The following is a 22,659-nucleotide window of genomic DNA, read 5'->3' as shown; positions in this document are numbered from 1 at the left end:
CCACTGCGTCACGAACCCGGCGAAGCCCTGGCATTCTGATGCCATGGCAAAGGAAATAGACCCGCTCCGTGCCCAGGGTGCCCTCGCGGTGTTCAAGCAACACCCCGGCATGGTGCTGTTCGCCGTGTCTCCGGCGATCATCGTGCTGGGCGCGGTCTGGTGGATCGCCGGGCCGGGCTGGGCGGGTCTGCTGCTGGTCGCGTTGGTGTTGGCCGGCGGGGCTGCGCTGCTGCTCAAGCGCAACTGACCGACACCCACCACAACGGCGTTCGCCGGGGGTGAACGCCGCCCCAACTGGGCTGTAACGGTGTAATTATGTAAGCATGACCAAGCATCAACACCACCGCCGTTCTGCGGACGAGGCTGCCGAGTGGTTCGCCGGCCGCCTGCCCGATACCTGGTTCGCCGGCGATCCGACGGTGATCGTCGACCGCGAGGAGATCACCGTCATCGGCAGACTTCCGGACTCCACCGATACTCCGGACGGCGAGACGAAAGCCCGGGCCACCGGGCGGGCCTCGCGGTTCCGGGAGGAGACCCGCGGCGAGCGCATGCGGATCGCCGACGAGGCGCAGAGCCGCTTCGACCGCAAGGTGTCCTGGGGGGTGGAGATAGGAACAGGGATCAGCAGCGCTGATACCGAGCGAATCCTGTTCACCCACATCGCCGTACCCGTGATGACCCGGCTCAAGCAGCCCGAGCGTCAGGTACTCGACACCCTGGTCGATGCGGGCGTGGCACGGTCGCGCTCCGATGCGCTGGCCTGGTCGGTGCGTCTGGTGGGCCAGCACACCGAAGAGTGGCTGGACAAGCTGCGCGACGCCATGAAGGCGGTCGACGATCTGCGCGCGGAAGGCCCCGGAGCCTAGATCCGCTCGATCCGCACATGCACCGCGCCCAGCGCCGAGGTCTGCGAGAGCGGATCCAACGCTGTCCGGTCGGCCAGCAGGTTGCGGTTGACCCCGTGGGACTCCGGTGCGCGGCCGTCGCGCGGGTCGAACACCGCCGAGCCCCAGCCATGGTCGAGCACGACGACGCCGCGGCGAGGCCGGTCGCTGAGCGCTGCGCTCACCTCCAGCTGCCCGACCGGTGAGATCACCCGCACCCGGTCGCCCGCCGTGATGCCGAGGGCGGCCGCATCCTGCGGGTGCAGCAGCACCTCATTGCCCTTGCCGCCGGGATGCAGGCCGGGCAACTCGTTCAGCCACGAGTTCATCGAATGTCGCCGCCGACGGTTGCCCAGCAGAAACGGGAAGCCTTCCGGCGCCCCGGGATCCGGTGTGGCGAGCAGTTCCCGGGCCCGGGCCACAAACTCCGCCGGCGCGGCATGGACCTTGTGGTCGGGGGTCCGCAACGCGTCCCGGAACCGGCCGAACCGCCGGGGGCCGAGCACCAGACCGTGCGGATGCGCTTTCAGCCTGCGCCAGGTGAGTTTATGGCCATCGACCTTCCGTGAGGTCAGGATGATCAGGCGGTCGAGCCAGTGCGGCCCGAACTCGAGGCCGGCCCTGCGGGTGCGGGCCGCCACCCAGCGGGTGGCGCGGACGAAACCGTTGAACCCCTTGGCGCCGAACAGCGGACGGCGCATGGCCAGTGCCAGATCGGTGAAGATCCGCCATTCCTCGCGCGCGCCGTCCGGCGGCGCGACGGCCGTCGCGCCGTACTGCACGTAGGGCTCGTCGTGCATGCTGCTGGTGAAGGCCAACAGGTCGTCGCGTTCCAGCCAGTGCACCGCGGGCAGCAGCCAGTGCGCGTGCCGGTGGCTCTCGCGCTGTACCAGATCGATGGCCACCAGCAGATCCAGCTCGGTCAGGGCCTCATCGAGACGGCCACCCTCCGGCCCTGAGATCACGGGATTACCGGAGTTGATCAGCAAGGCCCGGATCTGACCGCGGCCGGGTGTGGTGATCTCGTCGGGCAGTTCGGCCAGCGCGTGCGCGCCGGCCACCAGCGGGCGTCGCGCCAGCCGGCTGGCGTGTGGGCGGGTGGCCGCCAACCCGGCCAGCCGCAGGGTGTCGACGTAACCGGGCTCGAAGCGGCGCCCACCGGGGCGGTCCATCCGTCCGGTGATCAGGTTGAGCACGTGGCCCAGCCATTCGGCCACCGTGCCCGCGGTGTGCAGGGACACCCCGGTGCGGGTGATGGCCATCGCCCCTGGCGCGGAGGCGAATTCGCGGGCCACCCGCTCGATCACTGCGCGGGCGATGTCGCAGCGTGCCGCGAGGTCGTCGAGGTCGGCTTCGGCGGCCAGTGCGCGTAGGTCGGCCACCCCGACGGCGAGCTCGGCACAATCTCCGGGGTGCTCGCGGCCCTCGTCGAGGATCACCTTCACCATCGCCAGCAACAGCGCCCAGTCCTGGCCCGGCCGCACCGCCAGATGCAGATCCGCGGCCTGCGCGCTCTCGGTGCGGATCGGGTCGACCACGACGATCCGCGCACCCTGCTTCTGGCGGGCCAGCGCGCGACGCCAGCCGCCCGGCACGGATTCAACCCAATTCCAGGCGCTCACAGCGGGATTGGCGCCGACGATGAAGAAGTAGTCGCAGTTGTCCACATCGGACACCGGCACCATCAGCGGCGATCCGTACATCGCCTCGGCAACCACGTGCAGCGCGTTCTGGTCCACCGATCCCACCGCGTACCGGTTGTGCGTGCCGATGGCGTCGAGCCAGGCATTCATGAACACCAGGTTCGACGACGAATACCCGGCCGGATTACCGTAATAGGCGGCGACCGCGTCCGGCCCGCCAGTGTCGATGATCCGATTCATCCGTTCGGCGATGTCGCTGATCGCCTCGTCCCAACTCGCCTCGACGTAGGTGTCGCCGACTCGGCGCATCGGGGCCAGGATCCGGCGGGGATGCTCTACCACCTGACCGGCGGTCCGGCCTTTGGCACAGAAATCGCCCCAGGTGTGCGGATTGAGCTTGTCGGCGGCGATCTTGCGCACCCGGTTGTCCTCGACCGTCACCTCCAGGCCGCACGACGCCAGGCAGTACCGGCAGAACGTGTGCACGGTACGGGTCGTCATTACAGCGACACTACAATTTGTAACGGATCTTAGATGGAGAAACTGAACACGCGGTTCGTGGCTCCGACGATTCGGCGGTCTGATATATATCCTCGCAGCGCTGTGGCAGCCCTTGTCCTGCGTATCCACAGCGATAAGGGGATGTCAGTGGCCGGCGGGGTTGGTACGTGGCTGGGTGCCGGTGCGATCACATTGGGCCTGTGGAACCTGCGCGCTGTCAGCTCGGAAATCGCAGTCTGACGCTAGACCTGGGTCATCTCCCAGTACCGGCCGTGCCGCGCCATGAGCTCCTCGTGGGTGCCTCGTTCCACGATCCGGCCGGCGTCCATCACCAGGATCAGATCGGCGTCGCGGATGGTCGACAGCCGGTGGGCGATGATGAAACTGGTCCGGTCCCGGCGCAATTCGGCCATGGCCTGCTGGATCAGCAACTCGGTGCGGGTGTCCACCGCGCTGGTGGCCTCGTCGAGTACCAGTACCCGGGGCCGGGCCAGCACCGCCCGGGCAATCGTGATCAACTGCTTCTCGCCGGCGCTGATGGCACCGCCGTCATCGTCGACGCGGGTGTCGTACCCGTCGGGCAGGGTGTGCACGAACCGGTCCACGTGGGCGGTCTTGGCCGCCTCGATCACTTCGTCGGGTGCCGCGTCGGGCCGGCCGTAGGCGATGTTGTCGTAGATGGTTCCGCCGAACAGCCAGGTGTCCTGCAGCACCATGCCGATCGAAGCGCGCAGCGACTGCCGGCTCACCGTCGAGATGTCGGTGCCGTCGATCAGGATTCGCCCCGAGTCGACGTCGTAGAACCGCATCAGCAGGTTCACGCAGGTGGTCTTGCCCGCCCCGGTGGGGCCGACGATCGCCACCGTGCTGCCCGCCTCGGCGACCAGCGACAGGTCCTCGATCACCGGGGTGTCGGGCAGATAGCCGAAGTTCACCCGGTCGAATTCCACCCGGCCACCGTGGATCTGGAGTTCAGCATCCGCATCGGCAGACTGCTCCTCGGCATCGAGGAACTCGAAAACTCGTTCCGCACTGGCGATCCCGGACTGCAGCGTGTTGTACATGCCGGCGATCTGGGACAGTGGCTGGTTGAATTGCCGCACGTACTGGATGAACGCCTGGATGCTGCCCAGGGTGATCTGACCGGTCGCCACCTGTATGCCGCCCATCACCGCCACGGCCACGTAGCTCAGGTTGCCGATGAACATCGTGGCGGGGCCGACCAGGCCCGAGAAGAACTGCGCCCCACGGCTGGACCGGTACACCTCGTCGTTGAGTTCGGCGAAACGTTGCTGCGCCGCCTCGCGGTGTCCGAAGGTCTTGACGATGGTGAAACCGCTGTAGGTCTCCTCGATATGGGCGGACAACCGACCGGTGTTGCGCCACTGCGCCACGAACAGGGGCTGTGAACGACGGGTGATCCAGCGGATCACCCACAGCGACAGCGGCACCGTCACGACGGTCAGCAGCGCCAGCAGCGGTGAGATCGTCAGCATCATCACCAGCACGGCGAACACCGTCAGCAGTGCGGTCAGCAACTGGCTGATGGTCATCGACACCGAGGTCTGCATGTTGTCGATGTCATTGGTGACGCGACTGAGCACCTCACCGCGTTGACGGGAATCGAAGTAGGACAGCGGAAGCCGATGCAACTTGTCCTCGACGTCGGCCCGCAGCGCCACCATGGTGCGTTGCACGGTGATGTTGAGCAATTGGGCCTGCAGCCAAACCAGCACCGCGGCAACCAGGTACAAGCCCAGCGCCAGAGCCAGGGTACGGGCCACCGCCGCGAAATCCACCCCGTGTCCCGGGATCACGTTCATGCCGGACAGCAGATCGGCGAAGCCGGTGTCCCCGCGAGCCCGGGCCGCGGCGACCGCCTGGTCCTTGGTCAGGCCGGCCGGCAGCTCACGGCCGATCACGCCGTTGAACAGCAGATCGGTGGCGTGGCCGAGGATTCGCGGACCGATCACCCCGATGGCGATACCGGCCATGCCGAGCAGCACCACCGCGATCGCCAGATGCCGCTGTGGTGTCAGCCGGCGCAGCAGGCGCAGCGCCGAACCACGGAAATCGCGGGTGCGTTCGACCGGCGGGGCGGGGATCCCGCTGCGGCGCAACGCCGGCCCCGTCACCGCGGCTCCCCGGCGGTGACCGTCTGCGATGCGGCGAATGCGGCGTAGGTGGGGCAGTCGTCCAGCAGTTGGGCGTGGGTCCCGATGCCCACGACGCGGCCGTCGTCGACGACGATCACCTGGTCGGCCTGAACGACCGTCGAGATGCGTTGCGACACGATCAGCACGGTGGCCTCGGCCGACACCTCGCGCAACGCGGCCCGCACCCGGGCGTCGGTGTGTACGTCCAGGGCCGAGAACGCGTCATCGAACAGGTAGATCGCCGGTCTGCGGATCACGGCGCGGGCGATGGCCAGCCGTTGTCGTTGGCCGCCGGAGAAATTGATGCCGCCCTGTGCCACCGGGCGGTCCAGACCGTCGGGGTGGGCGGCGACGAAGTCGTCGGCGGCCGCGATCCGCAGCGCCTCCCACATCTGTTCGTCGGTGAGTTCCTGGCCGGGTGCGGCGCCGTAGCGCAAGTTTTCGGCGATCGTCCCGGAGAACAGGTAGCCGCGTTGGGGGATCAGGCCGATGGTCGACCACAGCTGTTCGAGGTCGTGGTCGCGGACGTCGACGCCGTCGACGCGCACCGAGCCCGCGGTGACGTCGTAGAACCGGCAGATCAAGGCCAGCAGTGTGGACTTGCCCGAGCCGGTGGACCCCACCACCGCGGTGGTGGTCCCGGGTGCGACGGTGAACGAGGCCTGCTGCAGCACCGGACGGTCGGCGCCCGGGTAGCTGAACGACGCGTCGTCGAACACGATCCGGCCGCCGATGGACACCGGTCGGACCGGGTCGGCGGGACTGCTGATCTGGGGTCGGGTGTTCAGCACGTCCGAGATGCGTTCGGCGCACACCGACGCCCGCGGGAACATCACCGCCAGTACCGTCGCCATCAGCACGGCCATCAGGATCTGCATGAAGTAGGCCAGGAACGCGATCAGGGAGCCCACCTGCATCTGCCCGGCGTCGATCCGCAGCCCGCCGAACCAGATCAGCGCGACGCTGGAAATGTTGATCACCAGCGTGGTGGCGGGCAGCATCAGCGCCTGCCACTGTCCGGCTTCCACGGCGGTGGCGGACAGGGTTTCGCTGGCCCCGGCGAACCGGCGCCGCTCGATGGGCTCGCGGGCGAACGCCCGGATCACCCGGATCCCGGACAGTTGGTCGCGCATCACCCGGTTGACCCCGTCGATCAGCTGCTGCATGCGGCGGAAGATCGGCATCAGGTGCCGGATGATCCAGTAGTTGCTCAATGCCAGCACCGGCACGCTGACCACCAGTAGCCAGGACAGCCCGGCGTCCTGGTGCAGTGCCATCAGGATGCCGCCGATACACATGATCGGGGCGGTGATCAGGATGGTGGCGGTCATCTGCAGCAGTTGCTGGATCTGGCCGACGTCGTTGGTGGTCCGGGTCAGCAGCGACGGGGCGCCGAACCGGGCGGTCTCGGTGGCCGAGAACGTCGTCACGTGCTGAAAGATCGCCGAGCGCAGATCCCGGCCGAACCCCATGGCCGCCCGCGATCCGAAGAACACCGCGCCGATCGCGCACGCCACCTGTAATCCGGTGACAGCCAGCATCACCGCGCCCAGTTCGACGATGCGGTGGGTGTCGCCCTTGGCCACGCCGTCGTCGATGATCGCCGCGTTGATCGTGGGTAGATACAGCGCGGCCAGGGTGCTGATCACCTGCAGCGTCGCCACGACCGCGAGCAGCCGGCGGTACGGCCGCACGTACTGTCGCAGCAGCGCCCAGAGCATCTGGCTACTCTCGCACACCGGCCGGTGCCGGTCGTGTCCCGGCGGCGACGTGTCCGCATCGGCGAAAGTCCAGGTCAGTCACTATGTCTATCTGCGGGGTCAGCGCTGCGGCTACAGTGCATGGCGTGACTGTCCGCACGACCGCCATGCCACGAACGCGCGCTGCCAGAGCCTTGGTGGTGCTGGCTGCGGCAACCATCCCGGTGTTCGCCGGCTGCTCGAGCGATGAACCGGCATCCCCGGAGGTCCCGCAGACCGAGTCCCCGAATGTCGCGGGTGCGGGCAAGCACGGTCCGCATTTTCCGCATTGCGGCGGGGTCAGCGATCAGACCGTGTCCGAGCTGACCGGGGTGCCAGGGCTGGTCAACACCGCGACCAACTCCTCGGGCTGTCAGTGGCTTCAGGGGGGCAGCATCCTGGGCCCGCACTTTTCGTTCACCTGGTTCCGGGGCAGCCCGATCGGCCGGGAACGCAAGACCGAGGAGCTGTCACGGACGAGCGTGGAGGACATCAACATCGAGGGGCATGGCGGCTTCATCGCGATCGGGGAGAACCCGCTCAAGGCCGGCGACGTGAATCTCTGTGAGATCGGCATCCAGTTCGACGACGATTTCATCGAGTGGTCGGTGAGCTTCGACCAGAAGCCCTATCCCGACCCGTGTGAGGTGGCCAAGGAGCTGACCCGCCAGTCGATTGTGAATGCCAAATGAGCCCGGCGATGACGACCCGACGTGGGGTGACCGGCCTGCTTGCGATGCTCGCGGTGGTTGCCGGGTTGACCGGCTGCACGCAGACGGTGGACGGCGTCGCGGCCAAGGAGGGCTCCGGGGGCGGTCCCAGCAACAACAACTCCGAGAAGACCTATCCCAACCTGCTCAAGGAATGTGACGTCCTGACCGAGGACCTGCTGGCCAAGACGGTGGGCGCCGATCCGCTGGACATCCAGAGCACGTTCGTCGGTGCGGTGTGCCGCTGGCAGGCGGCCAACCCGGCCGGGCTGGTCGACATCACCCGGTTCTGGTACGAGCAGGGCAGTCTGGACAACGAGCGTGACGTCGCCGAGAACCTGAAATATGCGGTCGAGCAACGTCGGATCGCCGGCGTCGATTCGATCGTCATGCGGCCCGAGGGGCTCAACGGGGCCTGCGGTGTGGCCAGCGACGCGGCCGGCGTGGTCGGGTGGTGGGTCAATCCGCAGGGGCCGGGGATCGATGCCTGTCCGATGGCCATCAAGCTGATGGAACTGACGCTGGCCACCAACTCCTGAGTCCGGCGACGTGAGTCCGGGGCGGGGCTAACGCGGGACGTGGAAGCGGACCAGCGCCGCGCCGTCGAGCCCGAGCTGGTCCCACGGTGCGCTGGTGCGCAGCACGGCGATGGCCGAGGTCGGGAATTTCAGGGAAATGCTCTGGGCGGCAGTGCGGTTGGAGCCATCGGCCAGGCCGAGCGCGACGGCCGACATGGCCGGCTCGTGGCCGATCACCAGCACGGTGGCCGGGTCCGTGCCGAAACGTGACGGCACACTGTTGATTTCGTCGATGACGGTGCCCGGCCTGGCGTCGTAGATGCGCTCGGCGTACTGGACGGGGGCCTCGATCGCGGTGCGTTCGAGGGTCTGGCGGGTGCGGGTCGCCGTCGAGCACAACACCGCGTCGATCGGGCCGATGTTGGCCCGGATCCAGTCGCCACCGAGTGCGGCCTCCCGGATGCCGCGTGCGGCCAGTGGGCGGTCATGATCGGCGACCCCGTCGGGGTAGTCCGACTTGGCGTGACGCATCAGCAGCAGGGTCCGGGTCGGACTGTTCGGATCGGCCATCGCACCCAGGTTAAGGCACTCGGGCCAGGCCATGCCGCTGTAGGTCCCCGGACTTGTCGGCCCCCGGTCCTAGACTCGCCTTGCTCGCACGATGAGCCGACGGGAAAGGACGGGCCGATGCGTTTTCTGCACACCGCCGACTGGCAGCTCGGGATGACTCGTCATTTCCTGAGCGGCGAGGCCCAGCCGCGGTACTCGGCGGCGCGCCGGGAGGCGGTCGCGGGGCTCGGTGCGGTGGCGGCGGCCTCGGGCGCGGAGTTCGTGGTGGTGTCCGGGGATGTGTTCGAGCACAACCAGTTGGCGCCGCGCGATGTCAGCCTGTCGCTGGAGGCGATGCGGGCCATCGGAGTGCCGGTGTATCTGTTGCCGGGCAACCATGATCCGCTCGACGCCGCCTCGGTCTACACCAGCGTTCTGTTCACGTCCGAATGTCCGGACAACGTCGTGGTTCTCGACCGCGCCGGGGTGCACGAGGTACGGCCCGGATTGCAGATCGTGGCCGCGCCTTGGCGGTCGAAGGCACCCACCTCCGACCTCGTCGGTGACGTGCTGGCCGAGCTGCCGGCCGATGGGACGACGCGGATTCTGGTGGGGCACGGCGGTGTTGACGTTCTGGACCCGGACAAGGACAAGCCGTCGCTGATCCGGCTGGCCGCCGTCGAAGCGGCGCTGGCTCGCGGTGCAGTGCACTATGTGGCGTTGGGGGACAAGCACTCCCGCACCGAGGTCGGATCCACCGGGCGGGTGTGGTACTCGGGTTCCCCCGAGGTGACCAACTATGACGACATCGAATCCGATCCTGGCCATGTGCTGGTCGTACAGATCGACGAGGCCGATCCGCAGCGCGCGGTGCGGGTGGATTCCGAACGGGTGGGCCGGTGGCGGTTCATCACACTGCGCCGCGAGGTGGACACCGACCGCGACGTGGCCGACCTGGACCTCAACCTGGATCTGTTGGCTGACAAGGAACGCACGGTGGTGCGGCTGGCGCTGACCGGCTCGCTGACCGTGACCGACAAGGCCGCGCTCGACGCCTGCCTGGACAAGTACGCGCGGTTGTTCGCGGCACTGACCCAGTGGGAGCGCCACACCGACATCGCGGTGCTGCCCGCCGACGGCGAATTCGACGACCTGGGCATCGGCGGGTTCGCGGCCGCCGCGGTGGATGAGTTGGTGGCCACCGCGCGCACCGACGGGGAACGGGCCGACGATGCGCGAGCGGCGCTCGGGTTGCTGCTGCGTCTGGTCGATCGAGGTGTGGCATGAAGCTGCACCGCCTGGTCCTGACCAACTACCGCGGCGTCACCCACCGTGAGATCGAATTCCCCGACCACGGCGTGGTGGTGGTCAGCGGCGCCAACGAGATCGGCAAGTCCTCGATGATCGAGGCGCTGGATCTGCTGCTCGAGGCCAAGGACCGATCGGGCAAGAAGGAAGTCAAGCAGGTCAAGCCCACCCACGCCGATGTCGGTGCTGAGGTGACCGCCGAAATCTCCACCGGGCCATACCGGTTCATGTACCGCAAGCGGTTTCACAAGCGCGCCGAAACACAGCTCACGGTGTTGGCCCCGGTGCGTGAACAGCTCAGTGGGGACGAGGCCCACGAGCGGGTGCTGGCGCTGCTCGCCGAAACCGTCGACACCGGTCTGTGGCAGGCCCAGCGGGTGCTGCAGGCCGGCTCGACGGCGCCGGTCGACCTGTCCGGTTCGGACGCGCTGGCCCGGGCGCTGGACGTGGCCGCGGGTGAGGCGGTGGCGCTCTCCGGGGACGAACCGCTGCTGGTCGAGCGGATTGACGCCGAGTACCTGCGTTACTTCACCGCCACCGGCCGGGCCACCGGCGAGTGGGCTGCGGTGACCAAGCGGCTCGCGGCCGCCGACGCCGAGGTGGCCAGGTGTGCTGCCGCCGTGGCCGAGGTCGATGAGGCGGTGCGCCGGCATGCCGAACTCAGTGCCGAGGTCAGCGGTTTGGCCGCGGAGCGGGAGCAGGCTCAGGCGGCTCTGGCCGATGCCCGTAAGGCTGCCGATGCGGTGGCCGCGCTGACCCGGCAGCTCAAGGAAGCCGACATCGTGGCCGAGGCCGCCCGGGCCACGCAGATCGCATCGGCTGCTGCGCTCACCGAACGCCGCAGATTGCGGGCCGAGTTGGAGGAGCGGGCTGCGACGATCACGCAGTTGGAGGCGGCCCTGGCCACCGCGGCCGAGGAGGCCGAAACGGCCGGCGACGTGCACGAGGCGGCCGAGGACGCGGTCGAACAGGCCCAGACTGCGGTGCATGATCACGCGGCCCGCGTCGATGCGGCCCGGGCCGCGCTCGATCGGCTTTCCGACCGGGACGAGGCGGACCGCCTCACCGCGCGGCTGGCCAAGATCGATACCGCCGTGCGCGAACTCGACCGGGTGACCACCGAACTCACCGCGATCACCCTCGACGACGCCGCGATGCGGGCGATCGAGGCCGCTGCCGTGGCTGTGGAGCGGGCGGCCGGCCAAGCCGAATTGGCCTCGGCGCGAATCGAACTGGTCGCCGCCACGGACCTGGACATCCGGGTGGACGACGCCGGCGTGGCGTTGCAGCCCGGGGTCGAGTGGTCGGTCAACAGCACTGCCCGCACCGAGATCGACCTGCCCGGGGTGCTCACCGTGCGGGTGGTTCCGGGAGCTCCGGCCGCCCAGACCGCCGCCCGGCTCGATGACGCGCAGCAGGTGCTGGCCGCTGCGCTGGGCGGAGCCGGGGTGTCCACCGTCGAAGCGGCCCGTGTGCTGGACAGCCGGCGGCGTGAGTTGCTGGCCGACCGGGACCGGCTGCGAGCCACCCTCGACGCTCTCACCGGCGATGACCGGCTCGAGGATCTGCGGGTTCGGCTGGCCCAACTCAACGACGGTCAGCCCGCCGAAGCCGGGTTGTTCGACATGGCGGGCCCGGCCGACATCACCACCGCGCGAGACGAACTCAGCGCCGCGGTGGCTGCGCACCGGCAGGCGACGACGGATTGTGAGACCAGCCGTAAGGTGCTCGCCGCCGCGGCCCGGAAGCTCGCCGAGAAGAACAACCGGCTCAGTGCGACACGGGAGAAGCTCACCGCGACACAGGCCGAGCTGACTGTCTGCAGTGGACGCCTTGAGGCGGCGCGGGTCGCGGTCGCCGACGACGATGTGGCCATCAAGGCGCAGGCCGACGACGATCACGCCCGGGCCGCCGCCGCCAAGGCCGACTCCTTGCGTGCTGAATTGTCTGCCACTCCACCGCATTCCGTTCAGGCCACGCTGGATGAGGCGGTCCGTCGAGCCGAGCAGCTCGCCCGGCGTCACGACGTCGCGGTCGAGGCCTTGCGGGAGATCGCCGCACAGCTCAAGGTGTACGGCACCCAGGGCCGCAAAGGACAGCTCGATGACGCCGAGACCGAACGCGAACATGCTCATGCCGAGTATCTACGGGTGCATCGCCGGGCGCGGGCGGCCGAGACACTGCGGTCGGTGATGGCGCGGCACCGTGACGCCACCCGGCAGCGGTATGCCGATCCGTTCCGCCTCGAAGTGCAGCGGCTGGGCCGCTTGGTGTTCGGCGAGGATTTCGAGGTCGACGTCGACAGTGATCTCAACATCTGCACGCGCACGCTGTCCGGGCGGACGGTGCCGTATGACTCACTGTCGGGTGGTGCCAAGGAACAGTTGGCGATCGTGGCGCGGTTGGCCGGCGCCCATATGGTGGCCAAGGAGGACAGCGTGCCGGTCATCATCGACGACGCGCTCGGGTTCACCGATCCAGACCGGCTGACCAAGATGGGTGCGGTGTTCGACGCGGTCGGCGGGGATGGCCAGGTGATCGTGCTGACGTGCAGCCCCGAGCGCTACGCCGGCGTGCAGGGCGCCCACCACATTGCGCTGACGGCGTAGCGCAGCTCAAGCCCCAACCGGCTCAGGCGTTAGCCCAGCGGACGTCGTCGCTTTCTACCGGTGGGTCGTGATCTCTGCCTGGCCACGACCCACAGGTAGAAAACGGGACACGTCACAGGAGGCCACCGAATTGTGGGTCAGCCCGAATCCAAGCCCCGCACCCGCATGCCGTAGAGGTAGGTGGTCAGGTACTCGTTGATCACCGGGACCCGGACGTCCGGGGTGTCGGGGATGGTGATCAGCAGGGCGTACAGACCGGCGAAGAATGACGCCCCGTTGTGCAGCACGTCGACCTCGTCGGGAATCTCACCGGCAGCCCTGGCCCGCTGCAGTTCTTCGACCAGAGTCACGAGCACGGGATGGTGTGCCCATTCCTCGGTGGGCGGGCGGGTGGTGGAAAAGTGCAGGGCCAGAAAATCTTTGAACAGCGGGCGGCCCAGCCGCCGCTCCAGTTTTTCCAGTATGTGCACCGATTCGGCCAAGGTGGTGCGCACATCGTGCGGTTCGGCGAAGGCCCGAATGAGCTCGGCGGCCATCCGGGCTTCCTCGCGCTGTTCCAGCTCCACCAGGACGTGTTCCTTGGTGGGGAAGTGGAAGAAGAACGTGCCGTGGGCGACCCCGGCGGCCGAGGCGATCGCGGCGGTGTCGGCCGCGGCCATGCCGCCGCGTTTGAACTCGGCGATCGCTGCACCCAGTAACCGCTCGCGGGTCTGCTGACCCTTGCGGCTGCGCGGTGGCGGCGATTGAGCCTTCAGCACGATCCCGATGTTACGACAATCAAGAACTGACTGTACTCAGTATTGACTCTTTCCTTCCGACGCGTGGAGCGTTACGGTTTCGGAGTTGGCAAGTTCTGACTGAAGTCAGTTTTGGAGGTAGCGTGCAGATCCTGGAGCAGGTTCAAGACCTGCCGAAAGCCGGAAACATCAAGGCCCAATGGGTGAGCTTGTGGACCGGCCCCGCGGTCGGCGCGGTACTGCTGCTGGCGCTGCTGGCGTTCCCGGGCTTCTGGCCACCCATGTCACCGAGCTGGAACGCGCAGCAGGTGGCCGGCTTCTACGCCGATCACACCGCGTGGATCCGGTTCAGCCAGGTAACGTTCAATCTCTGCGGGATCCTGATCCTGCCGTTCTTCATGGTGATCGTCACCCAGATGAAGCGCATGCAGCAGAGCGGCGTATTCGCCTACTGCTACCTGACCGCCGTGGTCAGTGGCGCCACCATCTTCGCGCTGTCCAACATCCTGTTCCTGGTTGCGGCCTTCCGGCCGGACCGCAACCCTGAGCTGATCATGCTGCTCAACGACCTGGCCTGGATCGTGTTCGTCGCGCCGGTGGGCATGGTGGTGTCACAGTTCGTCCTGCTCGCGGTGGCGGTGTATTTCGACGACGGCCCGGACCCGGTGTTCCCGCGATGGGTGGGGCACTATTCGCTGGCCACCGGCATCGCAATGATCCCAGCCGCGGGCGCGGCGGTGTTCCACAGCGGGCCGCTGGCATGGGACGGCGTGCTGGCCTTCTGGCTGCGCAACGGTGCGTTCGCGATCTTCGTCGTCGTGATGTTCTTCGTGCTGCGTCGCGCGGTGATCCGCCAGGCCGTGGACGAAGGTGTGACCGCGTGACCACACTGACCCCCGGCCCGACCTCCCGCGCCGCGGGCGAGGCGCCACCGGGCCGGCCCGACGTACGGTTGATGACCTGGTTCTTCCCGCTCTGGTACGGCGCATTCGGCGTCATCATCTGCATCCTGACCCGGGTGACGCCACCACCGCGGCCCGATGTCACCGCGGCCGACAAGGTCGCGTTCTTCGCCGAGCACGGCTTCACCATCAAAATCGGGTTCTGCCTGCTGCTGATCCTGCTGGGCGGCGCGGCCATGACGAACGGCCTGGTGGCCTACCAGATCAAGCGCATGTCGGTCGGTTCGGTGTTCGCCTACGGCTACATCGGCGGCATGAGTGTCGGAGCGCTGCCCGGGTTTCTGCTGGTGTCGGTGTGCTTCTTGACCGCCGCGTTCCGGCCCGACCGTGATCCGGAATTGATCAGCCTGCTCTACGACCTCGGAATGCTGTCCTACAACGGCTCTTTGGGTTGCTTCACGGCGGCCTACCTGGTGCTGGCCATCGCCATCCTCTACGACAAGAACAACGTCTTCCCGGCCTGGTTCGCCTACGTGAGCATCTGGCAGATCATCACCGAGGTCATCGCCACCCAGATGTTCGTATTCCCCTCCGGGCCGTTCGCCTGGAACGGCTCGATCGCGTTCTGGCTGGCCGTCGTGGTCTTCTCGGTCTGGCTCTCGGCGCTGATCGTGTTGCTGCGGCAGGCCGCCATGCAGGAGGAAAACCCCAGTGACACAAACTGACTCACGCCCGCAGCAGCGGGCTGAACATCTGCCGGGCGACGGCAACATGTGGGTGATGGTGCTCGGTGACCTGGTCATCTTCGGCGGCTATTTCATCATCTTCATGATCTACCGGACCATGAATCCGGACGAATTCCTGCGTGCCCAACAACATCTCGACATCACCATCGGCGTGGTCAACACCGTGATCCTGCTGACCAGCTCCTGGCTGGTGGCCCGGGCGGTGCTGGCCGCTCGCGCCGGCCGTCACGACGTGGCTATCCGGTACACCTACGCCGGCGGTATCGGCGGTCTGATGTTCATGGCCTGCAAGGGTTATGAGTGGCTGGTCAAGATCCAGGCCGGGCACACCAACTCCGAGATGTTCTACTCGTTCTACTACGTGCTCACCGGTGTGCACCTGATTCACGTGTTGATCGGGCTCATCGCATTGGGCGTGATCATCCGGGAATTGCGGATCCCGTCCCGCCGCCGGTCCACGGTGGTGGAATCCAGCGCGGTCTACTGGCACATGGTCGATCTGCTCTGGGTGATCATCTTCGGCCTGCTCTACGTGATGAGGTGACATGACCGACGAGCGCTTGCGCGAGGAGCCGACAATGACCGACAAGACAGTGACCCGGACCTGGCTGGTGCTGGTCGCCATCACCGTCGGATCGTGGTGGCTCGCGCCGGCCCAGTACTCCGACACCCTGCGGGCCAGCGTGCCGATCACCGCACTCGTGCTGGCGTTCACGCTGATCAAGTCCCGCTTGATCATCCGGCAGTTCATGGAGGTGCGGAGTGCGCCGCCATGGCTCAAACTCGCCACCGACGGCTGGCTGGCGGTGTTGTTCGGGGGGATCTTCGCGATCTATCTGATCTGAACCCGGCGCGGCACAATGGAGCGCAATGACCATGAATGCCAAGCGCAGGCGGGTGCACGACAAATTGGCTGCGTTGCCCGGGGTGCGGGCGGTGCGACGTGGAGTCAGTCCCGACTCGGATGACCAGTTCGACCTGTTCTACGTGCGGGCCGGCCGCAAATCGACGCGTCCGGTGGTCATCGTTCCCGGCGGGCCCGGCGTCGCGTCGGTCCAGCCCTACCGTTCGTTCCGCCGGCATGCCGCCGCAGCCGGTCTTGACGTCATCATGGTCGAGCACCGCGGGATCGGAATGTCGCGTCACACCGACGCGGGCGCGGATCTACCACCGTCGGCCATCACCGTCGAGCAGGTGGTCGACGACATCGCTGCGGTGCTCGACGATGCCGGCAGCCACGAGGCGGTGCTGTACGGCACCTCATACGGCAGTTACCTCGCCGCCGGCTTCGGGGTGCGTCATCCCGACCGGGTTGCCGCCATGGTGCTGGACTCGCCACTGCTGTCCGCCACCGATATCGAGGCCGTGCGCAGCGCCATCCGTGGGTTGCTCTGGGACGGTACCGACCCGCGGACGGCACCGCTGGTGCCCAAGGTGCACCGCCTGGTCGCCGACGGGACACTGGCCGGCAACGGTGGCGAATTGCCCGGCCTGCTGTACGGTTTCGGCGGTGCCGCGCTGCTGGACCGTGAACTCGACCTGCTGCTGCGCCGGCGCACCCTGGTGTGGCGGGGTATGCGCCGGCTGAGCCGGCTCTCGACGCGAAAAGCGCCCTACCGCAACGAGGTGGATCTGGTCGGGCGGATTGCGTTCCGCGAGTTGAACTACGCCGGGGTGCCCGACGGTCTACCGCTGGACCCCGCGCTGGACATGGCGGACATGATCGGCAGCGCGCGGTTCTATGAACCGTTCGAAGCCGAACCGTTCGACCTGACAACCCAGATGCCGCACTTCCACTGGCCCACCGTCGTACTGTCCGGTGGTCGTGATCTGACCACGCCGCCCGCGGTCGCCGAGCGGATCGCCGAGCTGGTGCCGCGGGCCGTGCTGGTGTCGATGCCCACCGCGGCCCACAGCATCCTCGACACCCGTGAGCGTGCGGCACTGGCAGTGCTGCGGGCGGTGTGCGGTGGTGTGGCCGAACAGCTTTCGGCGACCGCCCCGGAACTGGACGCGCTGCCGCAGCGCATGGTCATCCGGGCTGCGGTGTCGGCGATCGCGGCGGCCGCCGCCCTGGAGGCGGCACTGCCGCTGCCCGGATCTACTTGAGGAAGCCGATCTTCGTGTAGTCGGGGTCGGCCAGGCCGAAAGCGCCGAAGTTGGCCAGGTTGCTGCGCACCGCCACGTTTCCGGGCGACTGGAACAGCGGCAGGCTGAACGCTTCTTCGAAGAGCAACCGGTCGAGCTCGTTGGCCAGCGCCCGCGCCTTGTCCGGGTCCAGCTCCTCCAGCGTCTGCTCGATCTTGGCGTCGATCTCGGGGCTGCCGACTTTTCCGAAGTTACTGGCACCGTCCTGTGCGTAGACCTGGGTCAGCGAGCTGAGCGGGAACGCGTCACCGGACCAGCCGAACTGGGCGATGTCGAAGTCGCCCTTGATGATGTAGTTGGTGAAGAACCCGGTACCCGGCTTGGTGTCGAGGGTCAGGTTCACCCCGATCTGGCCGAGCATGTGTTGGGCCACCTGGGCCACCTGTCGGGTGCTGCCCGCGTCGTAGAAGACGTTGCGGATGGTCAGCTGCTTGCCGTCCTTCTCCCGGAACTGTTGTCCGTCAGGCACTTTCCAACCCAGGGCGTCGAGCTCGGCCCTGGCCCGGTCCGGGTCGAAGGCCACCGGCTCGGCGTTGTCCTGGTAGCCCTGCTGGCCGGCCACGAAGATGTGGTTGTTCAGCGGCACCGGATTGTCGGTGAGGCCGCGCTGGGTGATGTTGGCGATGGCCTGACGGTCGATGCCCTTGGCCACCGCGCGGCGCAGGGCCGGGTCGGCCAGGATCGAGCCGGGCGCGCCGTTGAAGGTCAGGTGGTACCAGCTCGCCGACGGCGCCCGCCGGATGCTGATGCCCGCGGTCTTGCGGGCGATGGTCAGCTCGTCCAATGATGCGGTGCCGGTGGCGTCGATGGCGTTGTTCTGCAGTGCCGGGATGCGCGCGGCGTCATCCAGGACGAGGTAGGTGATGGTGTCCAGCAGCGGTGGGGTGCCCCACCATTTCGGGTTGCGGCTCAGCGTGATCCGTTGTGCGCCGCGGTCGAGGTTGGACACCATGAACGGCCCGGCCGACGGGCCGGGCTCGGCGAGCTGAGCCTTGTTGAACGCCTCGGGGGTTGCGGTCATGCTCTTGGGCAGCAGCCGGCCGTTGCCGGCGAAGATGCCCTTCCAGTCGGCGTAGGGCTTGGCGAAGGTCATCACGGCCTGCCGGTCGTCCACGCCGCGGGTCACCGAGGCCACCCGCTCGCACCCGTTGGGGGCGGCGATGACGAACGCCGGGTTCTTCCCACTGTTGGCTTCGACCTGGGACTTGATGTCCTCCCAGGTGATCGGGGTGCCGTCGGTCCACACCGCCTTGGGGTTGATCGTGTACGTCACGACCTGGGGGTTGGTGCCGGTCAGCTCCACGCTGGTGAAGTAGTCGGTGTTGACCGTCGCCGAACCGTCGGCGGCGATCACGAACGCCCGCGGCAGGGTGGAGCGGGTGAGCGAGCCGACGTCGGCGGTGTTGCCGTCGATGTGCAGCGGGTTGAAGTTCGACGGGAACTCGGTCAGCGACAGTCGCAGGTTGCCGCCCTGGCGCAGGTTCGCCACGTCCTGTGGGTTGATGTCGTTGGTGGAGCCGATCTCGGCGTTGCCGCCGGGGGAGGGGGCGTGCTCGTCCCGACCCGAACATCCGGCCAGGACGAGTGCGGTGACTGCGGCGACGATGGCGATGCGCTGGAGCTTGAACCCCTTGAACCCGTTCACCCAACCGATGCTAGAGGCAGCCACCCGGACTTGCGGCAATACCTAACGGCCGGCGGGTTTGGGTTGGGGCACCGCAGCCAGCAATGTGCGGGTGTATTCGTGCTGCGGGTCGACGAACACCGAATCGCCGGACCCCTGCTCGACGATGGCGCCCTTGTGCATCACCGCCACGTCATGGGCCAGGTGTTTGACCACCGACAGGTCGTGTGAGACGAACAGATAGGCCAGGCCGAACCGGTCCTGCAGATCGAGGAGCAGGTTGATGATGCCGGCCTGGATCGAGACGTCCAGTGCCGAGACCGGTTCGTCCAGCGCGATGATCTTCGGCTGCAGGGCCAGCGCGCGGGCGATCCCGATGCGCTGTTTCTGGCCGCCGGAGAACTCGGCCGGGTACCGGCTGGCATCGGCCCGCCGCAGCCCCACCAACTCGAGCAGCTCGGCCACCCGGTCCTCGACGCGGGGTTTGTCGAAACCGTTGGCGGTCAACGGCTCCGCCAACACGTCGGACACCGGCAGCCGTGGGTCCAGGGAGGCCACCGGGTCCTGGAACACCACCTGCAGGTCGGTGCGCAGGGCCCGTCGTGCCGACCGGTTCAGGCCGGCGACGTCGGCGCCCAGCACTTCGATCGAACCCGACTCCGGCGCAGTGAGATTCAGAATCTGGTGCAGGGTGGTGGATTTACCGGACCCGGATTCACCGACGATGCCGAGAGTGCGGCCGCTGCGCAGGTCGAAGCTGATGTGATCGACGGCGCGGACCTCGCCGATCTTCCGGCGCAGCACCACCCCTTTGGTCAGGTTGAAGGTCTTGGACACCTCGTGCACCCGCAGCACCACGTCGGTGTCCTGCGGCCCAACCCCGGTGGTCGTGGCCTGCGGCACCTGGTAGAGCTCGGCGGCACGGCGTCCGACGACGTGTTCGGTCCGGATGCAGGCGGCATGATGATCCGGGGCCACCTCGATGAGATCGGGTTCGGCGGCCCGGCATTCGTCGATGGCCAGCGGGCAGCGCGGGACGAACGGGCAGCCCTGCGGGATGGTGGTGAGCGCGGGCGGTGCGCCGGGGATCGGCACCAGCCGGGTGCCCTGCGGCGCGTCCAGCCGCGGCACCGAGCCGAGCAACCCGACGGTGTAGGGCATGGCGGCCTGCTCGTACAGCCGGGCCACCGGCGCATCCTCCACCGCCCGGCCCGCGTACATCACCAGGGCGCGGTCGGCGAACTCGGCGACCACCCCGAGGTCGTGGGTGATGATGAGCACCCCGGCACCGGTCACGTCACGCGCGGTCTTGAGCACGTCGAGGATCTGGGCCTGCACCGTGACGTCCAGGGCGGTGGTGGGTTCATCGCAGATCAGCAGATCGGGGTCGTTCGCGATGGCGATGGCGATCACCACGCGCTGGCGTTCGCCACCGGACAACTCGTGGGGGAAGGCGCGGGCCCGCTGCTGGGGCTGGTTGATGCCGACGAGCTCGAGCAGTTCGGTGGCCCGGGTGCGGGCCGCGCGCCGGCTCAGTTCGCGGTTGTGGACTTCGAGCGCTTCGGCGATCTGGTCGCCCACGGTGTAGACCGGGGTGAGCGCGGACATCGGGTCCTGGAACACCGTGCCGATCGTGTTGCCGCGGATGCCGGACATCTGGCCGTCGGACAACCCGATCAGTTCCTCGCCGCGCAACCGCACAGATCCGGAGACCTCGGCGAACTCGGGCAGCAACCCGACGACGGCCATCGCACTGGCCGACTTCCCGGCGCCGGATTCGCCGACGAGCGCCACCACCTCGCCGGCGTCGACGTGAAAGTTCAAGCCCCGCACCGCGTGTACCGTCGCGGCGTCGGTGGGGAAGTCCACCGAAAGGTCGGACACCTCCAGCAACCGGCTCATCGTCGTGCCCCCCACCGGCGGGCCTTCTTGCGGCGGCGCAGCCGTCCGCTGCCCGGGTCCAGCGCGTCGCGCAGGCCGTCACCGACCAGGTTGGCGCACAAGATGATCAACACCAGCACCCCGGCCGGGAACAGGAACACCCAGGGGAACGTGGTGGCGGATGCGGTGCCGTCGGCGATCAGGGTGCCCAGCGATACGTCGGGTGCCTGGATGCCGAAACCCAGGAAGCTCAAACCGGTTTCGGCCAGGATGGCCAGTCCGACGTTGAGGGCGGTGTCGATGATCAGGATCGATGCCACGTTCGGAAGGATGTGCCGCACGATCGTGCGTGCGCTGCTGACCCCCATATACCGTGCGGCCAGGACGAATTCGCGTTCCCGCAGGCTCATCGTCAGTCCGCGCACGATGCGCGAACTGATCATCCAGCTGAACGCCGAGAGCAGCACGATCAGCCAGAACACTCGATCGGACTGGCTCAACCGCGGTGTGACGATGGCGATCAGGATGAAGCTGGGTACCACCAGCAGCACGTCGACGATCCACATCAGGGCGCGGTCGCGCCAACCGCCGAAATAGCCGGCGACCGAGCCCACGGTGGCGGCGATGACGGTCGAGATGAACGCCACACACACCCCGATCAGCATGGATTTCTGCATGCCGCGCAGGGTCTGGGCGAAGATGTCCTGCCCCAGGGCGTTGGTGCCGAACCAGTGCTGGGTCGACGGCGGCTCCTGCAGCGCGTAGTAATCGAGATCCGAATAGCTGTAGGGCAGCAGCGACGGCAGCGCATAGCAGGCCACGAACATGACGACCAGCAGGGCCAACGACACCACCGCCGGCCGGTTGCGCAGGAACCGGCGCAACACCAGGGTGCGCCGGGTGGCGAACTCTTCGGTGTGCAGACCCGAGCGAGCTGCGGCGGCGTCGCCGGTGGGCGCCGAAGTCTGGGTCATGTGACTCTCACCCTCGGGTCGAGCATCGCGTAGATGACGTCGGAGAGCAGGCCGGCCACCAGGATCACCGCGCCGGTGAACACCGTGATGGCCGCGATGATGTTGGTGTCCTGGGTGGCGATGCCCTGCACCACCCACTCGCCCATGCCGTGCCAGCCGAAGATCTTCTCCACGAACACCGAGCCGGTGACCAAACCGGCCACGCCGTAGGCGAACAGGGTGGCCATCGGGATGAGCGCGGTGCGCAGGCCGTGCTTGATCAGGGCCTGACGCCGGGTCAGGCCCTTGGCCCTGGCGGTGCGGATGAAGTCCTGGCCGAGTACGTCGAGCATGGCGTTGCGCTGGTAGCGGCTGTAGCCGGCGATGGCCATCAGCGCCAGCGTGAGCGTCGGCAACACCAGGTGCTGGAGCCGGTCGACGAATTGCTCCCAGGCGCCGCCGACGACCACCGGGGACGTCTCACCGGTGTATTCGAACAGCTGCACGCCCAGGATCGAGTTCACGTTCAGTGCGGTCAGGATCAGCATGTTGGCGATCACGAAGGACGGCGTACTGATCACCAGCAGGGACAGCACGGTGATGACCCGATCGGAGAGCCGGTACTGGCGGATCGCACCCCAGGCGCCGACCGCAACACCGATCACGGCGCCGGAGATCGCACCGATGACCAACAACCGCAGCGTCACGCCGATCCGGCGCCCCAGTTCGTCGGCGACCGGCTGCCCGGTCACGGTGGTACCGAAATCACCTTGGACCGCCCCGGTGGCCCAGTCCAGGTAGCGCAGCGGAATCGGCTTGTCGAGACCCAGCTCGGCGCTCTTGGCGTCGATCGTGGACTGCGGCGGTCGCGGATTGCGTTGCTCGAGGCTGTCGAGCGGTTTGAAGTTCAGCGACGTCAAAGCGAACGTCAGAAACGAGGCCAGGGCCAGCAACACGAGGTAGTTGAGCAGCCGGCGCGCCAGATAGCGCGTCATCCGGTCATCCCCGCCCACGGCCACATGGGAGACAGGGTAGAGCAGCCAGGAAC

20 protein-coding genes are annotated in these 22,659 nt (G+C 67.7%); 11 read left to right on the top strand and 9 right to left on the bottom strand.

Going from position 1 to position 22,659, the window contains the following annotated elements; all coding sequences use genetic code 11:
* The first annotated feature begins 43 nt into the window (after positions 1-43).
* Positions 44-247 carry a hypothetical protein gene (locus FR943_RS20225; RefSeq protein ID WP_217160047.1) on the top strand — a complete coding sequence of 68 codons (204 nt, stop codon included), beginning with the start codon at positions 44-46 and terminating at the stop codon, positions 245-247.
* 76 nt (positions 248-323) lie between these two features.
* The gene (gene abmR, locus FR943_RS20220) at positions 324-869 is read left to right on the top strand and encodes an ATP-binding transcription factor AbmR (protein ID WP_217160046.1); all 546 of its coding nucleotides are present in this window, start codon (positions 324-326) and stop codon (positions 867-869) included.
* Here abmR and FR943_RS20215 read toward each other — a convergent pair.
* From FR943_RS20215 to FR943_RS20205, 3 genes are all read right to left on the bottom strand, one after another.
* Positions 866-3,031 carry a molybdopterin-containing oxidoreductase family protein gene (locus FR943_RS20215; protein WP_217160045.1) on the bottom strand — a complete coding sequence of 722 codons (2,166 nt, stop codon included), beginning with the start codon at positions 3,029-3,031 and terminating at the stop codon, positions 866-868. The genes abmR and FR943_RS20215 overlap by 4 nt on opposite strands.
* Before the next feature lie 242 nt (positions 3,032-3,273).
* Positions 3,274-5,166, bottom strand: a complete 1,893-nt coding sequence (locus FR943_RS20210; RefSeq protein ID WP_217160044.1) for an ABC transporter ATP-binding protein — start codon at positions 5,164-5,166, stop codon at positions 3,274-3,276.
* Positions 5,163-6,908, bottom strand: a complete 1,746-nt coding sequence (locus tag FR943_RS20205; protein ID WP_217160043.1) for an ABC transporter ATP-binding protein — start codon at positions 6,906-6,908, stop codon at positions 5,163-5,165. Before FR943_RS20205 ends, FR943_RS20210 begins: the two co-directional genes overlap by 4 nt.
* Positions 6,909-7,024: 116 nt before the next feature.
* On the opposite strand from FR943_RS20205, the gene FR943_RS20200 reads away from it, so the two are divergent.
* Together FR943_RS20200 and FR943_RS20195 are read left to right on the top strand one after the other, a co-directional pair.
* On the top strand, positions 7,025-7,618 hold the full coding sequence (locus tag FR943_RS20200; RefSeq protein WP_372448198.1) for a DUF3558 domain-containing protein: 594 nt from the start codon (positions 7,025-7,027) through the stop codon (positions 7,616-7,618).
* A gap of 8 nt (positions 7,619-7,626) precedes the next feature.
* Entirely contained in the window at positions 7,627-8,175 is a 549-nt protein-coding gene (locus tag FR943_RS20195; RefSeq protein ID WP_217160042.1) for a DUF3558 domain-containing protein, read from the top strand.
* A 27-nt stretch (positions 8,176-8,202) separates the two neighbouring features.
* Here the strand turns inward: FR943_RS20195 and FR943_RS20190 are convergent, their stop codons facing one another.
* Positions 8,203-8,724, bottom strand: a complete 522-nt coding sequence (locus FR943_RS20190; RefSeq protein ID WP_217160041.1) for a SixA phosphatase family protein — start codon at positions 8,722-8,724, stop codon at positions 8,203-8,205.
* 117 nt (positions 8,725-8,841) lie between these two features.
* Here FR943_RS20190 and FR943_RS20185 point away from each other — a divergent pair, with 117 nt between their 5' ends.
* Both FR943_RS20185 and FR943_RS20180 read left to right on the top strand, forming a co-directional pair.
* Positions 8,842-9,990 (top strand): metallophosphoesterase family protein, encoded by a 1,149-nt coding sequence (locus FR943_RS20185; RefSeq protein WP_217160040.1) that lies wholly within the window; start codon positions 8,842-8,844, stop codon positions 9,988-9,990.
* A complete protein-coding gene (locus FR943_RS20180; protein ID WP_217160039.1) occupies positions 9,987-12,620 on the top strand; it encodes an AAA family ATPase in 2,634 nt (877 codons plus the stop codon). The genes FR943_RS20185 and FR943_RS20180 overlap by 4 nt, the downstream gene beginning before the upstream one ends.
* Positions 12,621-12,757: 137 nt before the next feature.
* On the opposite strand, the gene FR943_RS20175 is transcribed toward FR943_RS20180, so the two are convergent.
* Complete coding sequence (locus FR943_RS20175; protein ID WP_217160038.1) at positions 12,758-13,378, bottom strand: TetR/AcrR family transcriptional regulator; 621 nt, start codon at positions 13,376-13,378, stop codon at positions 12,758-12,760.
* Positions 13,379-13,500: 122 nt separating this feature from the next.
* Between FR943_RS20175 and FR943_RS20170 the strand changes: the two genes are divergently transcribed.
* Genes FR943_RS20170 through FR943_RS20150 form a run of 5 tightly spaced genes read left to right on the top strand, consistent with a single transcriptional unit; the run spans position 13,501 to position 17,114 of the window.
* A complete protein-coding gene (locus tag FR943_RS20170) occupies positions 13,501-14,241 on the top strand; it encodes a hypothetical protein (RefSeq protein WP_217160037.1) in 741 nt (246 codons plus the stop codon).
* On the top strand, positions 14,238-14,984 hold the full coding sequence (locus tag FR943_RS20165; RefSeq protein ID WP_217160036.1) for a hypothetical protein: 747 nt from the start codon (positions 14,238-14,240) through the stop codon (positions 14,982-14,984). Before FR943_RS20170 ends, FR943_RS20165 begins: the two co-directional genes overlap by 4 nt.
* A 46-nt stretch (positions 14,985-15,030) precedes the next feature.
* Positions 15,031-15,549, top strand: coding sequence for a cytochrome c oxidase subunit 3 (locus tag FR943_RS20160; protein WP_217160066.1), 519 nt, complete (start codon positions 15,031-15,033; stop codon positions 15,547-15,549).
* Between the two features lie 34 nt (positions 15,550-15,583).
* The gene (locus FR943_RS20155) at positions 15,584-15,850 is read left to right on the top strand and encodes a cytochrome C oxidase subunit IV family protein (protein WP_217160035.1); all 267 of its coding nucleotides are present in this window, start codon (positions 15,584-15,586) and stop codon (positions 15,848-15,850) included.
* A gap of 25 nt (positions 15,851-15,875) precedes the next feature.
* Positions 15,876-17,114 (top strand): alpha/beta hydrolase, encoded by a 1,239-nt coding sequence (locus tag FR943_RS20150; RefSeq protein WP_217160034.1) that lies wholly within the window; start codon positions 15,876-15,878, stop codon positions 17,112-17,114.
* On the opposite strand, the gene FR943_RS20145 is transcribed toward FR943_RS20150, so the two are convergent.
* The 4 genes from FR943_RS20145 to FR943_RS20130 are packed head-to-tail and all read right to left on the bottom strand — an operon-like array spanning position 17,107 to position 22,606.
* Positions 17,107-18,798, bottom strand: a complete 1,692-nt coding sequence (locus FR943_RS20145) for an oligopeptide ABC transporter substrate-binding protein OppA (protein ID WP_308170614.1) — start codon at positions 18,796-18,798, stop codon at positions 17,107-17,109. The genes FR943_RS20150 and FR943_RS20145 overlap by 8 nt on opposite strands.
* Positions 18,799-18,840: 42 nt before the next feature.
* Positions 18,841-20,679: an oligopeptide ABC transporter ATP-binding protein OppD gene (locus FR943_RS20140; RefSeq protein WP_217160065.1), complete on the bottom strand. Its 1,839-nt coding sequence runs from the start codon at positions 20,677-20,679 to the stop codon at positions 18,841-18,843.
* Entirely contained in the window at positions 20,676-21,632 is a 957-nt protein-coding gene (locus FR943_RS20135; protein WP_218045972.1) for an ABC transporter permease, read from the bottom strand. The genes FR943_RS20140 and FR943_RS20135 overlap by 4 nt, the downstream gene beginning before the upstream one ends.
* A complete protein-coding gene (locus tag FR943_RS20130) occupies positions 21,629-22,606 on the bottom strand; it encodes an oligopeptide ABC transporter permease OppB (protein WP_217160032.1) in 978 nt (325 codons plus the stop codon). The genes FR943_RS20135 and FR943_RS20130 overlap by 4 nt, the downstream gene beginning before the upstream one ends.
* Positions 22,607-22,659 lie beyond the last annotated feature (53 nt).

The organism is [Mycobacterium] fortunisiensis (genome assembly GCF_019050325.1).
GTDB lineage: Bacteria > Actinomycetota > Actinomycetes > Mycobacteriales > Mycobacteriaceae > Mycobacterium > Mycobacterium fortunisiensis.
This window is presented reverse-complemented; position numbering and strand designations above follow the sequence as displayed.